Below are 14619 nucleotides of genomic sequence, written 5' to 3'. Positions count from 1 at the left end.
TGCGATGATGAACCTGTCCGCACCTTTTTCTGCAGGGGAGAAGAGACTCAAGGGGAGGATCTTCGATATCCAGGCATACAGCGTCCACGATGGCCCGGGCTGCCGGTCGACCGTCTTCCTCGCTGGCTGCCCGTTCCGGTGCGCCTGGTGCTGCAACCCGGAGAGCTTCCAAAACCGTCAGGGGAAGCTCTACCGCGCGACTCAGTGCATCAACAGCCGAGAGCGGCCCTGCACGCGCTGCGCCGACGCATGCCCGTACGGGGCGGTGAACGACACCGCGGACACCGACCCTGCGCACCCGATTCGGTTCGACCAGACGATCTGCCAACGCTGCACGACCTTCGAATGCGTCGACTCCTGCCTCGTCGGGGCACTCGAGCACATCTCGAAGGAGTACACCGTCGACGAGCTCATGGGGATACTCTCCCGCGACCGTCACTACTGGAGCGGCAACGGCGGGGTCACCTTCTCGGGTGGCGACCCCATGATGCAGAGCGAGTTCCTCATCGCCGTGCTCAAGCGGTGCCGGGAGGCGTACATCCACACCGCCATCGAGACCGAGGGGGCCGCCGAGACCGAGACGTACCTCAAGGTCATGGAGCACATCTCATTCGCCTTCAACGACCTCAAGCACATGGACCCCGAGAAGCACCGTGAGTTCACGGGCGCCTCGAATGAGCGGGTGCTCGCCAACATACGCGCCCTGGCGTCGAGCAACTGGCCCGGTCGACTGGTGCTTCGCGCGCCCGTCATCGAGGGCTTCAACGACACCGAGGAGAACTTCCATGCAGTCGGAGAGTTCATGAACGAGCTGGGGCTGACCGAGTTCAACATGCTCCCCTTCCACCGCCTGGGCGTGTCGAAATGGGAGCAGCTCGGGATGGAATACGCCTACGCCGACTCCAAGCCAACCGACCGCGAGAAGCTCCTCAAGCTCAAGCGCGCCCTCGAATCCCACGGCGTGTCCTGCTACGTGGGGAACGACACGCCGTTCTAAGCGGATCCGCCCTACGGGGCAGACGCGTCTTCGCGGCAGGCGGGGTTTACAGGGGCCCGTCCTCGCCTTCCGCGAAGATCTGGTCGAGCAGCTCGTCGCTTCTGATGATCAACTCGAGCGCCTGCAGAACCGATCGGTCGTACCCGCGCGCCGAGCGGTCGAGAACCATCAGCGCTTGGGATATGGACCGCTCTGAGCGCGCGCTCTCCATGGCAAGCTGACACAGCAACGTGGCCGCCTCGATCAGCTTTGGCTGAACCGCCTCCTCGGAAGTGAGGGGGCGCTGCGCTTGGGCTCGCGCTTTGAGCTCATAAGCTATGTGGCTGATATCCGTCCCATCCGAGACCTGCACGAAGTAGTCGAAGGTGGCTCGCAGGCTCCCCAGATGGGACCCGATGTTCAGCAGCAGGCCGTTCAACGCGACGAACTCGCCCTGCAGCTCCGGCGTCAACTCAAGGTGGTAGAGGGCCAGGGCCTTCGCATAACGAAGGTAGCGCCTGATGTCGATATGCAGCTCGGTGCCGTGCTCCTCTTGCATCTGGGCGAGGTCGACGTACACGGCGATCATGAGCTGGAGCGCTTGTGAGACGGGGATCAAACCCTCGTACGTTGTCTTGAATTTGGCCAGGCTCCCGATGACGCTGTCCAGTCGGTCGAAGTTAATCGGATCGAAGGCGAAGGAGTTCGCGCCGGCCTCGAATGCGATGGAGCGCCACTCCTCTGAGTCCGCGGGAGCGTGCAACACGATGGGAAGCTTGCTGTCATCGAAGTGCTCGCGCAGCTGCCGGCAGATCTCGAAGCCGTTCAAGCCGATCAGCTCGATGGAGATGATCGCGATATCGAAATGATGCTCACGCGTCATCTGGATCGCCGTCACACCGCGCATGCAGGGAACGACGTCGTACCCGAGCGTCGTGAGGTTTTGGACGAATTCATCGATCGAATCGGAGCGCGACGATGCGAACAGGACCTTGAGCCTTCTCATCGCGTGGCGGCCGATGTATGGCGGTTACCGAACTCGAACACGAGCTGGGAGCGATCCCGGACGGCCAGCTTCGAGAGCACCTTGCTCATGTGCGACTTGACCGTCTTCTCGGAGATGTAGAGCTTTTGGGCGACTTCGCGGTTCGACATGCCGCGGCACACGAGGTCGGCGACCTCACCCTCGCGACGGGTCAGCTTCCCTTCGAACAGGACATCTCCCCTCGAGATCTCCGGTTCCACCACAGATCCATCCGGGTGGGCGTTGAGCAGTCGCGTGGTCACCACCAACCGGCGGATCGACCGTTTCAGCTCCTCTTCGGTCATCTGAACCACATCGAACTTGCGCATGAGGAGCTCAGCGCGGTGCTGGTCCTCGAGGACGACCCCGCCTCCCGACCAGAAGGCGATCAGACGGTCGTCATAGTAGACTGGCACGAAAAAGGCGCTCAGGCCGAAGTCGCATGAGACAAAGGTCGGATCGTAGTCCCTGCGGAGGTCGTACCGCTGGATGAGCCCCTTGATCACCTGAGGGGATTCGGCGGAGCAGGTGTGGCCGAAGTGCGTCTTTGAGAACTCGCAGAACCACTTGTGCCGAGACGGGGTGAGCAGGGGGTCGCCCGCGCGACCGACCAGCTGAAGCGCGATGCCGGTCTCAGCCGCGAAGCAGTCTTGGAACCCCTGGAGATTGCGTTTCCCGATCACCTTCATCCAGTGCTCAACGGTGATAGGGCGACCCGGCGACGAAAGGAACGCTGACACACTGCCTCCAATCCCTCTAGAGACACGCGGTATGTCAATAATCATTATGGTCCTTTCGCCCGTGCACAACCATATGGTTTCCGCCAGCGTCGCGCACAATCGGCGAAGGGCAGTTGCGCAACAGTCTCTTGCCGCGGCCGCCGTCGGCCTCTCGACCGGGAATCTGCGATCAGCCGATGGAGAAGCCCTGATCTCGCCATGCGGGCCAGCGACGCTGGCGGGGTCGGGTATAACGGAGGGCATTGAAGATGAGACAGGAGGCGTCGATGGACGAATTCATGAAGGACCGCTATGGGGCGGACGAGCTGACCACCACCATGGGCATCGCGGGCATGGCCCTCGCCCTCATCGGTAACCTGACGGGCCTCAGCGCCCTGCTCTGGGCAGGGCTCGCCCTCGCCGTGATCGCGCTCGCCCGCGCCTTCTCGAAGAACCGCGCCGCGCGAATCCGTGAGAACGAGGGCTACCAGGCACTCGTGTCACGAATCCCGCTGGTCGGGCTGCTCATGGCGGGGCAGCAGGCAGCGCCGGCCGCGCCTGCCGGGGTCGCGTCCGACCTCAAGCGCCAAGCCCGCACCGCCCGCACCATGTGGCGTGACCGCAAGACCAAAGCATTCATGAAGTGCCCCACCTGCGGAACCACCCTGGCCGTCCCGAAGGGCAAGGGGAAGCTGATCGTCACCTGCCCCAAGTGCCACACCAAGTTGGAGGCGCACTCGTAACCCGCGTGCGAGGTCCCATAGGCGCATGACGAGCGGCGCATGCGGCGGCGGGACCCGGTATCATCAGACGCGAACACGCGGGAGCCGGCTGAACGCCAATCCTGGGCTCCACGCACGGTACGACCCCGTTGAATCGAGCACCTGATGACTGAAGCAGCGAGCACCCGCATCCGGCCGGCAGCGATGAGCGGCGCGACGGCGGTCCGCGAGGAGACCCTCTCCTTCCCGTCGGCGAGCGGTGACGCGCAGGTCCATGTCAGGCTCTGGATGCCGGAGAGCATCGAGCCCCGCGGGATCGTCCAGATCGTGCACGGGATGGCCGAGCACATCGGCCGCTACGCGCCCTTCGCGCGCCGGCTCGCCGAGGCGGGATACGTGGCCGCCGGTCACGACCATCTGGGACACGGTGCCACCGTGCCGCCCGAGCGCCACGGCGTTCTCCCCGCCCGCGACGGGGCCGATATCCTCATCGATGACGTCCACACCCTCCGTGGCCTCCTTGACGAGCGCCATCCCGGACTCCCCCACGTGATCTTCGGACATTCGATGGGGAGCTTTGTGACCAGGTGCGAGCTCGGCCGTGCCGGAGCCGGCCTCGACGGTGCCATCATCTGCGGCACCGGTCAGGTGCCCGCGGTCGCCACTGGTGCCGGACGCGTCCTCGCGCGGGCGATCACCGCGGTGGCCGGCGACGCGCACCGCAGTGCCCTGCTGCACCACCTCGCCCTCGGCGGGGGCAGCAGGCGCATCAAGGAGCCCCAGACGCCGGTGGATTGGATTTCCGCAAGCGTTGAGAACGTCGACGCGTACCTCGCCGACGACCTTTGCGGGTTCACCTTCTCCGCCGGTGGATTCTCCTCGCTGTTCGCGCTCACGCTCGAGGCCTGCTCGTCCGGTGCGTTCAAGGGCATTCCCTCTACCCTCCCCTTGCTCTTCATAGCCGGCGCAGAAGATCCCATCGGCTCCTACGGGGCCGGCGTCCGCAAGGCCGCGGGCCGCGCTCGCGATGCCGGCGTCTCAGACGTGACCTGCACCATCTACCCGGCCATGCGCCACGAGATCCTGAACGAGGCTGCGGGTGCAGCCGTCATGGAGGATGTGCTGGCCTGGCTCGAGGAGCATGTCGACGGACAGCGCGCCGACGCGTGAACACACGGTTGAAACACAACGATCCCCCAGGGGCATATATCATTGGATAGGAATGTTGACGGCATCCGCAGCCGATGGGAGCGCGCAATGGACGATACGAACAAGACCACGCCGGGATCCACCTCAGACGATGAGCCGACGTCGGAGCAAACGCCCCTCACCCCCACCTTCCTCACCCGCGAGGAGTATGAGAACTTCGGCGATGACCCCGACCCCCTCCCCAAGGGCTTTGAGGTCATCGACGGAACCGGGACCGTCCCGCGCGTCGCCGATGAGTCCGAGGACGCTGGCGGGAAGCCGACGGGCAACGCGAAGGATGACACCGGGGCCTTTGAGTCCGTACGGTCCTTCCTCACGCAGGGCGCGCACGCGGTCCGCCAGGTGAGCGCCGCCAAGAAGGCGCATGACACGGCACAGGCCGCGCTCTCTGAGCTTGAGACCGGCATGAAGGAGCGCACGGCGGAGCTCGAGCGGCGCCGCGACATCACCGCGCGCTTCGACGAGATCATCGCAACCGAGTCGGCCCGCAAGACCGCCGCCGAGGAGGATGCCTCGGCAGCCGAGAAGGCCGCCGACGAGCGCGCTGATGCGATCGAGGGACTCAAGACCGAGTTGCAGCAGATGAAGGACGCCGACGCGCAGACCGAGAAGCGCCTCAAAGCGGCTGTCGAAGCGGCCGAGGCCAAGGAGGCGAGCGCACGGGAATCTGGCGCGCGCCTGCAGCGTCGGGTGGACGACACCAAGCGCAACCTCGAGCGCGCGGAGAGCGAGCGCGAGACCGGCATCAAGACCGCCGAGACCGCCGTCAAGACCGCCCAGGACCGCCTGCAGACCCTCCGAAACGAGTTCGCCGAGGTCCAGCGCAACCCGTCGGCCAACTCCGCCGCGTACTCGGTGCGTCAAAGTGAGCTTGAGCAGGAGATCTCAGACGCCCGGGAGAAGCTCAGGGACNCTCGCGGCGCACGACCGACGACCCGGAGTCGCCGTCAACCTGCTCGGGCCCGGAGAAGGAGGCACCGCGCAGGGCCTGGGGCTCCTCGGATTCCGCGGCGCGCGGCGCCTGGCGCACCTCGATGCGCAGGATCGTGCGCAGGTAATCCTCGTACATGGTGTCGACGAGCAGCTGGAAGGCGTGGAAGGCCTCGCTCTTGTACTCGACGAGCGGGTCGCGCTGGCCGAAGCCGCGCAGGCCGATGCCCTGCTTCAGGTAGTCCATCTCCTGGAGGTAGTTCATCCAGCGGGTGTCGATCACGCGGAGCATGATCTGCCGGTTGAGCTCCCGCATGAGCTCGTCGCCCACGCGCTCGGCCTTCTCGGCGTAGACCTGATCGACGTAGGCGAGGACCTCGTCGCAGAGGGACTCGTAGTCCTTGTCCTCGGGGACGGGGGCCTCGGAGCGGCCCGTGAGCTCGACGATCCACTTGTGCAGGCCCTCGAGGTCGCGCTCGCCGGTGCGGGACTCGGGCGAGACGAACTCGGCCACGCAGCGGCGGACCGTGTCGCGGGTGACCTCGTCGATGTGTTCGGCGAGATCCTTGCCGTCCAGGATCATGTTGCGCTCGGCGTAGATGACCTGACGCTGCTTGTTCATGACGTCGTCGTACTCGAGGACGTTCTTGCGCATGGAGAAGTTGATGCTCTCGACCTTGCGCTGCGCCCCCTCGACGCTCCGGGAGATGATCTTGTGCTGGATCGGCATGTCATCGGGCATGTCGGCGTTGACCATCATCTTGGCGACGCGCTCCATGCGGTCGCCGCCGAACAGGCGCATGAGGTCGTCCTNTCCTTCCGCGCCGTCACCGCCGAGGCTGACGCCGCGCGCGACGAGCTGGACCGCGCGAAACTCGACGCCCAGAACCGCCAGCGCGACCTGCGCGAGCGCATCGCCGCGGAGGAGAAGGCCGAGCGTGAAAAGCGTCAGGCGGCGAGTGAGGCGCATGACATCGCGGCCGAGGCCGAGGCGGTCATCGTCGAGGCGACCGACATCCACGAGCATCCTGAGGTCATCGAGCAGCTCGCCGCCCGCCTCGCCACCGACGAGGACCTCCGGGTCAGGCAGCAGGACGAGGTCGACACCCTCGCCGCCACCGAGCGCGAGGTGCGAGAGAGCACCCGAGGCTCACGCGTGCGGTTCATCGGCGCGATCGGCGGCGTCGTGGCACTCATCGTGCTGCTCATCGTGCTCTGGTTCGTCTTCCTGCGCTGACGGGACATCCGTGCAGAAATCACCTGAGGCGTGACGGTGCGTCCTCGGATGCCTTTGTATCCGAGGACGCACCGTGCTTTCATGGCGTGTACTATATTCTCATTTCATTATATAATTTTAATTTTATATTAGATTTTTTGTATCTAGATCGTAACTCTCTGGTTCAAAATTTCCAGAAGTGCGGCAGTGAATAGGGAATCGTCGAGTAGGCAGACCATGCGCACGTAAAAATCCTGCGGAAACGCCGTGCAAGATCGAGGGGTACACCGCCCATCTTGTTTTACTGCCGCATTTCTGGAAGTTTTCAACATAGCGCGGGTCCATCAAGGCTTCCACCGCAGCTGTGAACGCGATCCCCGATATGCGGCGCCCAAACCGCCTCTCCACTTGGCTCGCAATGGACCCCATGGTCCCCACGGTGAACGGTATGGGCGTCCGCGAAGCCACGCCCGTACCAGCAACGCGCAAGTCGCAATTCCAAGCTAGAAGAGCCAATGTAATACCAAACGCCACGACTCCACCAACTCAGCCACCGAGCACCCGATGCACAGGCAACATCGCCAAGCCCAGGAGACTCACGTCCGCGCCCTCACTTCCACTCGACCCGTAGCGGTGCGACCCATGGCCCCCGCCGGGGTGCGGTGCGGGCGTGGCTTCGCGAACGCCCGCACCGCACCCCGGCGGGGGCCTCCAGGAGGGCACATCCGCTACTCGATCAGCATCGCGTCCCCGAAACTCAGGAACCGATACCGCTCACGCACCGCCTCACCATACGCATCCATGATGCGGTCGCGGCCGGCGAGGGCGGAGACGAGCATCATCAGCGTCGAGCGCGGCACATGGAAGTTCGTGATCAGCGCGTCGACCACATGGTAGGTCGAGCCCGGCATGAGGTAGAGCTGGGTCGTCGCGTCCTCACGCACCACGATGTCACCGCGGCTGAGCGCATCGGCGCCGTCGGGCCTGCCCTCGAAGCCACGGGCGGTGACGGGCACCTCGGCGACCGGGGCCTCAGGGTCAAAGGCGCTCTCGAGCGAGCGCACCGCCGTCGTCCCCACGGCGATCACCCGGTGGCCGGCCGCCTTGGTCGCATGCACGGCGTCGACGACCTCGGCCGGCACATGGTAGCGCTCGGTGTGCATCGCATGCTCGGTGGGGTCATCCTCCTCAACCAGGCGGAAGGTATCGATACCCACTTCGAGCTCGACCGTCGCCCAACCGCAGCCCTTCGCCCGGATCGCCTCGATGAGCTCGGGCGTGAAGTGCAACCCGGCCGTGGGCGCCGCCGCCGAATGCTCCTCGCGCATAGCGTAGACGGTCTGATACTTCTCAGGGTCACCGGCGTAGTCGGTGATATAGGGGGGCAGGGGAACATGCCCCGCCGCATGGATGGCCTCATCAAGGGTGAGCGGCGCCCCCGTCGTGCCCTCCCCCACCGGCTCGAAGCGCACCAGGCGCCCGCCCTTGCTCTCGGGGACGAAATCGAGGATCTCCCCGGTGAGCACCACCGGCGCGTTTGCGGGCGCATGCAGGCCGCCGGCGCGGTACTCCACCCGCGCACCCGGCTTCAGGCGCTTGCCCGGATTCACGAGACACTCCCACACATGCCCGAGCGCATCGATGTCCTCGCGGCGGCGGAGCAGCAGCGCCTCCGACACGCCGCCGGTCTCCGCCTTGCGGCCCACGAGGCGCGCCGGCATCACGCGGGTGCGGTTCGCCACCAGGAGATCGCCGGGTTCAAGGTAGTCGATGATGTCGCGGAACACCCGGTGCTCGACACTGCCACCGTGCTCGAGCGGGGCACCCGCCTCATGCCCTTCGCGGTGGAGGACCAGCAGGCGGCAGCTGTCGCGCGGCTCGGCCGGGGCCTGGGCGATCAGCTCGTCGGGCAGCTCGTAGTCAAAATCATCGGTGCGCATGGGCACGCTCCTCGTCTCATAGTGCTTGGGTTCGACCGATCATCATAGCGCAGGCCCGTATCGGGCGCGCGGCGCCTGGGCGCCAGAGCCTGCGCTCAGCTGCCCAGCTGCTTGAACCCGTAGCCGATGGCCTCGTTCACATCGGTGATCATGAGGATCGCCGCCGGATCGTACTCCTCGACGATCGTCTTCACGATGCTCACCTCGCTCACGCTCATGATGAGCATGATGACCGGCCGCTCACGCTGCGTGTAGGCGCCGCGCGCCAGCAGCTCCGTGCAGCCGCGGTCCATGTCCACCAGGATGGCCCGCTCGATGTCCTTGTACGCATCGGAGATGATGAAGGCCGCGCGCTGGCGGTTGCCGCCGTCCACCACGGCGTTCACGACGAAGCCCATGAGCACCATGGATATCGCCGCATAGAGCGCCTGCTCGAGCGAGAAGACCGGGGCACTCGCCGCGCAGACGGCCACGTCGATGGCCATGACCGTGCTGCCCACCGGAAGCGAGGTCCGCCGCGAGATGATCTGGCCGATGGTGTCGGAGCCGCCCGTGTTCGCGCCGCAGCGGAACACCAGGCCGTAGCCCACGCCGGAGATGATGCCGCCCCAGAGCGAGGCGAGCATGAGGTCGTCACCCCCGAGCGGCACCACGAACGGCGAGAAGAGGTCCGTGAAGAAGCCCAGCAGCACGAACCCCGTGATGGTCTGCACGGCGTAGCGCACGCCGCCGGCGCGCACCACGAGCATGAGCAGCAGGATGTTCATGACGATGGTCTGGATGCCCACGGGCAGGATGAACCCGTGGCGAGCCGCGAGCTCGGACGTGATCGTCGCGAGTCCGGTGAGGCCGCCGGCCGCGAGCCCGTTGGGGATCATGAAGGCGTCCGTAGCGAAGGCCGCGATCGCGCAGCCGGCGAAGATGAGCGGCAGGTCGTGAATGAAGCGCGACTTGATGATGCGGTCTATGTCGATGCGGCGACGTGGCACGGAAGCCCCCTATCATATCGAACGCGCCGGCGAGACCGGGCGCACGGCAGCGCCCACCTGCGCAGAGACGCTGATGCAGCACATAGCGGTGTCAGAGACGAGCGGACAGGCGGAACGGCAGGTGCCGCGCCACCTTAGGCGTCCTCCTCGTCCTCCTCGGTGGGGACGTATTCGGACCGGCCGGTGGCCCATCGATGATAGCCCACCACGAAGGGGTCGAGGTCGCCATCGGAGAGGACGGCGTCCACGTTGCCGGTCTCGACGCCGGAGCGGAGGTCCTTGACCATCTGATAGGGGTAGAGCACGTAGCTCCTGATCTGGTTGCCGAACCCGGCTGCGCGCTTGGGCCCGCGGATGGCGTCGAGCTGCTCCTCCCGCTTCTGGAGCTCGAGCTCGTAGAGGCGGGCCTTCAGGATCTGCATGCTCGCAGCCTTGTTCTGGATCTGGCTGCGTTCGTTCTGGCAGGTCACCACGATGCCCGTGGGCAGGTGCGTGATGCGGACGGCGGAGTCGGTGGTGTTCACGCCCTGGCCGCCGGGACCGCTCGCGTGGTAGACATCCACGCGGATGTCATCGGGGGCGATCTCGATCTCGATGTCGTCGGGCAGCACGGGGATGACCTCGACGCCGGCGAACGACGTCTGGCGGCGCTTCTTGGCATCCGTGGGCGAGATGCGCACCAGACGGTGCACCCCCGCCTCGGCGCGGAGCATGCCGAAGGCATCCTTGCCCTCAACGGTGAACGTCGCACGGTCGATGCCGATGACCTCGGCCGCGGTGCAGTCGTTCACCGTGACCTTCCAGCCGCGGCGCTCGCAGTACTTCATGTACATCTTGAACAGCATGAAGGCCCAGTCCTGGGCCTCGAGGCCGCCCTGGCCGGGTTTGATTGTGACGATGGCGCTGCCGTAGTCGAACTCCCCGGTGAACCAGCTCACGNGGTGTCGATCACGCGGAGCATGATCTGCCGGTTGAGCTCCCGCATGAGCTCGTCGCCCACGCGCTCGGCCTTCTCGGCGTAGACCTGATCGACGTAGGCGAGGACCTCGTCGCAGAGGGACTCGTAGTCCTTGTCCTCGGGGACGGGGGCCTCGGAGCGGCCCGTGAGCTCGACGATCCACTTGTGCAGGCCCTCGAGGTCGCGCTCGCCGGTGCGGGACTCGGGCGAGACGAACTCGGCCACGCAGCGGCGGACCGTGTCGCGGGTGACCTCGTCGATGTGTTCGGCGAGATCCTTGCCGTCCAGGATCATGTTGCGCTCGGCGTAGATGACCTGACGCTGCTTGTTCATGACGTCGTCGTACTCGAGGACGTTCTTGCGCATGGAGAAGTTGATGCTCTCGACCTTGCGCTGCGCCCCCTCGACGCTCCGGGAGATGATCTTGTGCTGGATCGGCATGTCATCGGGCATGTCGGCGTTGACCATCATCTTGGCGACGCGCTCCATGCGGTCGCCGCCGAACAGGCGCATGAGGTCGTCCTCGAGGGAGAGGTAGAACTGCGTCTCGCCCGGATCGCCCTGACGACCCGCACGGCCGCGGAGCTGGTTGTCGATGCGGCGGGACTCGTGGCGCTCGGTGCCGATGACGGTGAGGCCGCCGGCGTCGAGCACCTGCTCGCGCTCCTCCTGGCACTGGGCGCGGGCGCGCTCCTCAGCGCCGGCGAGCTCGGCGGCTATGGCCTCCAGGGTCTCAGGCTCAACTTCGATCCCCATCGGCGCGAGGTCTGCGGGATCGAGCTTGGCGGGGTTGCCGAGCTGCAGGATCTGGCTGACCTGCTGGGGGTCAAGCCCGAAGTCGACGGTCAGGACCTGCTCGCGGGCGAGCTCGTCGGGGTTGCCGCCGAGCAGGATATCCGTACCACGGCCGGCCATGTTGGTGGCGATGGTGACGGCGCCCAGGCGACCCGCCTGCGCGACGATGTGCGCCTCGCGCTCATGCAGCTTGGCGTTCAGGATCTCGTGCTTGATACCGCGCTTCACGAGCAGGCGCGAGAGGCGCTCGGAGCTCTCGATGGAGACCGTGCCCACCAGGACGGGCTGGCCTGCGGCGTGGCGCTCCGCCACCTCGGCGGCCACGGCGTCAAACTTGGCGGCCTCGGTGCGGTAGACGAGGTCGTCGTGGTCCTTGCGGATGACGGGGCGGTTGGGCGGGATGACCTGGACGGGGAGCTTGTAGATCTCACGGAACTCGGCGTCCTCGGTGAGGGCGGTACCGGTCATGCCGGAGAGCTTGTCGTAGAGGCGGAAGTAGTTCTGCAGGGTGATGGTGGCGAGCGTCTGGTTCTCCTCTCGGACGAACACGCCCTCCTTCGCCTCGATGGCCTGGTGCAGGCCCTCGGAGTAGCGCCGGCCCTCCATGATGCGGCCGGTGAACTCGTCGACGATCTTGACCTCGCCGCCCGCGACGACGTACTGCTTGTCGCGGTGGAACATGTACTGGGCCTTGAGTGCCTGCTGCAGGTGGTTCACGAGCTGACCGGAGAGGTCGGCGTAGATGTCCTCGATCCCGAGACGCTGCTCGATCTTCTTCAGACCGCGCTCGGTGGCCGCGATGGTGTGCTTCGCCTCGTCCATGACGAAATCACCCGTGGGCTCGACCGGAGCACCGCCAGCGAGCATGTCGAAGGGCACCTCCTCACCGCGCTCGAGGCCGCGAACGGCGCGGGCGAAGTCCTTGTAGGTGTTCGCGCTCTTGGTGCCGGCACCGGAGATGATGAGCGGGGTGCGGGCCTCGTCGATAAGGATCGAGTCGACCTCGTCCACGATCGCGTAGGCATGCCCGCGCTGGATGCGCTGCTCCGCCCGAACGACCATGTTGTCGCGCAGGTAGTCGAAGCCGAACTCCGAGTTGGTGCCGTAGGTGACGTCGGCCGCGTAGGCGGGGCGCTTCTGCTCGAGCGGCATGTTGTTCTGGAGCAGGCCGACGCTCATCCCGAGGAAGCGGTAAATCCGACCCATCCACTCGGAGTCGCGCTTGGCGAGGTAGTCATTGACGGTGACGATGTGGACGCCCTTGCCGGGGATGGCGTTCAGGTAGCCGGCGAGCGTGGAGACGAGCGTCTTGCCCTCACCGGTCTTCATCTCGGCGATCTGCCCGGCATTCAGGGCCATGGCGCCGATGAGCTGCACGTCGAAATGGCGAAGCCCGGTGGTGCGCTTGGAGGCCTCGCGGACCGTGGCGAAGGCATCGGGAAGGAGGTCGTCGAGGGACTCACCCGCAGCGTGGCGCTCGCGCAGCCGTGCGGTCTGAGCGCGGAGCTCGTCATCGCTGAGCGCCTCGAACGCGGGCTCGAGGGCATTGATCTGCTCGACGACACGCTGATAGCGCCTCAGGTCTTTGTCGGCGCCGAATGACAGCAGTTTAGAAACAAATCCCATGTGGTTTCCTTACCCGATAGAGACGTAATCTCATACACTCTAGCGACTTGTAAGCAAGGCGGTACGCAGGATGCATGAGCGCACGGAGAAACCACGTTGAGGAGGGGCGTTGCGCAATCGGGCGGGGCTTTTGGGTGGGCCGCGGTGAGCTGGATGCGCCTGGCGATGATATTCAAACGGCATGGCTCGGCCTACGATCCAGAGCCCGTATTTCGATGCTCCCACAGACCAAGGCGACGACACAAGGCGGGCGGGCGCCAGCGCACCAAGCCCATTTTGAATGAAATCGGCCCCCGCAAGACTGAAGATCATTCGGATCCACAAGCAGAAGCATGCCCAGCTTTGACATAGCGGGTGAGAAGCGTGACACAGAGGATGCTCCTTGCATGCGCAACATGACACAATTGGCCGAGAGCGACTCGGCGTCCAATCTCTCAGTGCCAGTATGGTGGGGCTTCGACGACAGAGCTCTGCACAGCGCCGGCTGAAATGGAGCCGACCGACATACATCTGTCGATCGGCTCCAACATGCTGTCGTCCCAAGCCATTGGCACGTCAGATGAAAAAAGAGGCGATGGCGCTGAACATGCCCACAAGAGACGCAGCAATCGCGCCACCTCTTTTTTCTCTCACACCGACAAGTAAGGTTGCCATGAAGAAAAGAAGGGAGATGCAGCTTATCGCCACTGAAATGTGCATCTCAGGCGGCTTTAACAGCACATCGACGGCAAAGAGGGCTGCGAGTAAAGCGCAGCCGATTGCAATCAGGCATTTCGACCGCCTCTGTGACAGCATGAAAAATGATCCTTAAAATAGGCAGCTGAATACGTACGATACTGATATCGTATTCTTTTTTGTGAAAATGTCTATTGATCCGTGCAAAGAGGATAGTGAAATGACTGTGCGATGATTACGAGAATCCCCGTCGCGTTTGATTTCTCAGACAACATTTCCAGGACCTGTATAGCGGTATACAGCAGCGCCCCGCGGCCGACGTGCGGCCGCGGGGCGCTTGCGAGCCATGAGCTGGCGATGTGTGCTTACTCAGCGGCCTCGGTGGTCTCGGCGGCAGCCTCGTCGGCGGCCGGCGCGGTCTCCTCGGCGGCAGCGGTCTCAGCGGCCTCGGCCTCGGCCTTCGCAGCCTCAGCGGCGGCCTTCTTCTCGTACTCAGCGGCACGCTTGGCCTTCTCGGCGGCCTTCGCCTCGCGCTCGGCGGCCTTCTTGGCAGCGGCCTCCTCGGCGGCCTTCTGACGCTCGGCCTTCTTGGCGGCCTCGCGCTCGAGGGCGGCCTGGGCGGCGCCACCGAACTTGTCGGCGAAGCGCTGGACGCGTCCACCGGTGTCGACGAACTTCTGCTGGCCCGTGTAGAACGGGTGGCACTCGCTGCAGAGCTCGACGGTGATCTCGGGCTTGGTCGAGCGCGTCTTGAAGGTGTTGCCGCAGCTGCAGCGCACCGTTGCCTCGACGTACTCGGGGTGAATTCCTGGCTTCATGGCAGGGCTCCTCTTGTCTCGC

At 65.2% G+C, this 14619-nt stretch carries 11 protein-coding genes and 2 pseudogenes; 3 read left to right on the top strand and 10 right to left on the bottom strand.

The window, feature by feature from the left end; genetic code table 11:
• Positions 1-4: 4 nt before the first annotated feature.
• Positions 5-997 (top strand): 4-hydroxyphenylacetate decarboxylase activase, encoded by a 993-nt coding sequence (gene hpdA / locus CAP13_RS02530; protein WP_218775290.1) that lies wholly within the window; start codon positions 5-7, stop codon positions 995-997.
• 46 nt (positions 998-1043) lie between these two features.
• Here hpdA and CAP13_RS02525 read toward each other — a convergent pair whose 3' ends face one another.
• Together CAP13_RS02525 and CAP13_RS02520 are read right to left on the bottom strand one after the other, a co-directional pair.
• Positions 1044-1982 carry a response regulator gene (locus CAP13_RS02525; RefSeq protein ID WP_085830085.1) on the bottom strand — a complete coding sequence of 313 codons (939 nt, stop codon included), beginning with the start codon at positions 1980-1982 and terminating at the stop codon, positions 1044-1046.
• The gene (locus tag CAP13_RS02520) at positions 1979-2740 is read right to left on the bottom strand and encodes a LuxR family transcriptional regulator (RefSeq protein WP_179184898.1); all 762 of its coding nucleotides are present in this window, start codon (positions 2738-2740) and stop codon (positions 1979-1981) included. Before CAP13_RS02520 ends, CAP13_RS02525 begins: the two co-directional genes overlap by 4 nt.
• Positions 2741-3006: 266 nt before the next feature.
• Between CAP13_RS02520 and CAP13_RS02515 the strand changes: the two genes are divergently transcribed.
• Together CAP13_RS02515 and CAP13_RS02510 are read left to right on the top strand one after the other, a co-directional pair.
• On the top strand, positions 3007-3462 hold the full coding sequence (locus tag CAP13_RS02515) for a hypothetical protein (protein WP_179184897.1): 456 nt from the start codon (positions 3007-3009) through the stop codon (positions 3460-3462).
• Between the two features lie 144 nt (positions 3463-3606).
• A complete protein-coding gene (locus CAP13_RS02510) occupies positions 3607-4611 on the top strand; it encodes a serine aminopeptidase domain-containing protein (protein ID WP_085830083.1) in 1005 nt (334 codons plus the stop codon).
• 123 nt (positions 4612-4734) lie between these two features.
• Here the strand turns inward: CAP13_RS02510 and CAP13_RS02505 are convergent, their stop codons facing one another.
• The 8 genes and pseudogenes from CAP13_RS02505 to rpmE all read right to left on the bottom strand — a co-directional run bounded on the left by CAP13_RS02505 (position 4735) and on the right by rpmE (position 14597).
• Positions 4735-5514 carry a hypothetical protein gene (locus tag CAP13_RS02505; protein ID WP_085830082.1) on the bottom strand — a complete coding sequence of 260 codons (780 nt, stop codon included), beginning with the start codon at positions 5512-5514 and terminating at the stop codon, positions 4735-4737.
• A gap of 40 nt (positions 5515-5554) precedes the next feature.
• Positions 5555-6310: a hypothetical protein gene (locus CAP13_RS02500; RefSeq protein ID WP_425429818.1), complete on the bottom strand. Its 756-nt coding sequence runs from the start codon at positions 6308-6310 to the stop codon at positions 5555-5557.
• A 1214-nt stretch (positions 6311-7524) separates the two neighbouring features.
• Positions 7525-8736 carry a tRNA preQ1(34) S-adenosylmethionine ribosyltransferase-isomerase QueA gene (queA, locus tag CAP13_RS02495; protein WP_085830080.1) on the bottom strand — a complete coding sequence of 404 codons (1212 nt, stop codon included), beginning with the start codon at positions 8734-8736 and terminating at the stop codon, positions 7525-7527.
• A 95-nt stretch (positions 8737-8831) separates the two neighbouring features.
• Positions 8832-9725, bottom strand: a complete 894-nt coding sequence (locus tag CAP13_RS02490) for a YitT family protein (protein ID WP_085830079.1) — start codon at positions 9723-9725, stop codon at positions 8832-8834.
• 134 nt (positions 9726-9859) lie between these two features.
• A pseudogene (gene prfB, locus CAP13_RS02485) lies at positions 9860-10660 on the bottom strand (peptide chain release factor 2); the annotation flags it as partial.
• 5 nt (positions 10661-10665) lie between these two features.
• Positions 10666-13104: pseudogene (gene secA, locus CAP13_RS02480) on the bottom strand (preprotein translocase subunit SecA); the annotation flags it as partial.
• Positions 13105-13659: 555 nt separating this feature from the next.
• Positions 13660-13899, bottom strand: a complete 240-nt coding sequence (locus CAP13_RS02475) for a hypothetical protein (RefSeq protein WP_085830077.1) — start codon at positions 13897-13899, stop codon at positions 13660-13662.
• 245 nt (positions 13900-14144) lie between these two features.
• Complete coding sequence (rpmE, locus tag CAP13_RS02470; protein WP_085830076.1) at positions 14145-14597, bottom strand: 50S ribosomal protein L31; 453 nt, start codon at positions 14595-14597, stop codon at positions 14145-14147.
• Positions 14598-14619 lie beyond the last annotated feature (22 nt).

Source organism: Collinsella vaginalis (genome assembly GCF_900176655.1).
Taxonomy (GTDB): domain Bacteria; phylum Actinomycetota; class Coriobacteriia; order Coriobacteriales; family Coriobacteriaceae; genus Collinsella; species Collinsella vaginalis.
The sequence above is the reverse complement of the archived record's forward strand: the minus strand, read 5'-3'. Positions and strand labels throughout refer to the sequence as shown.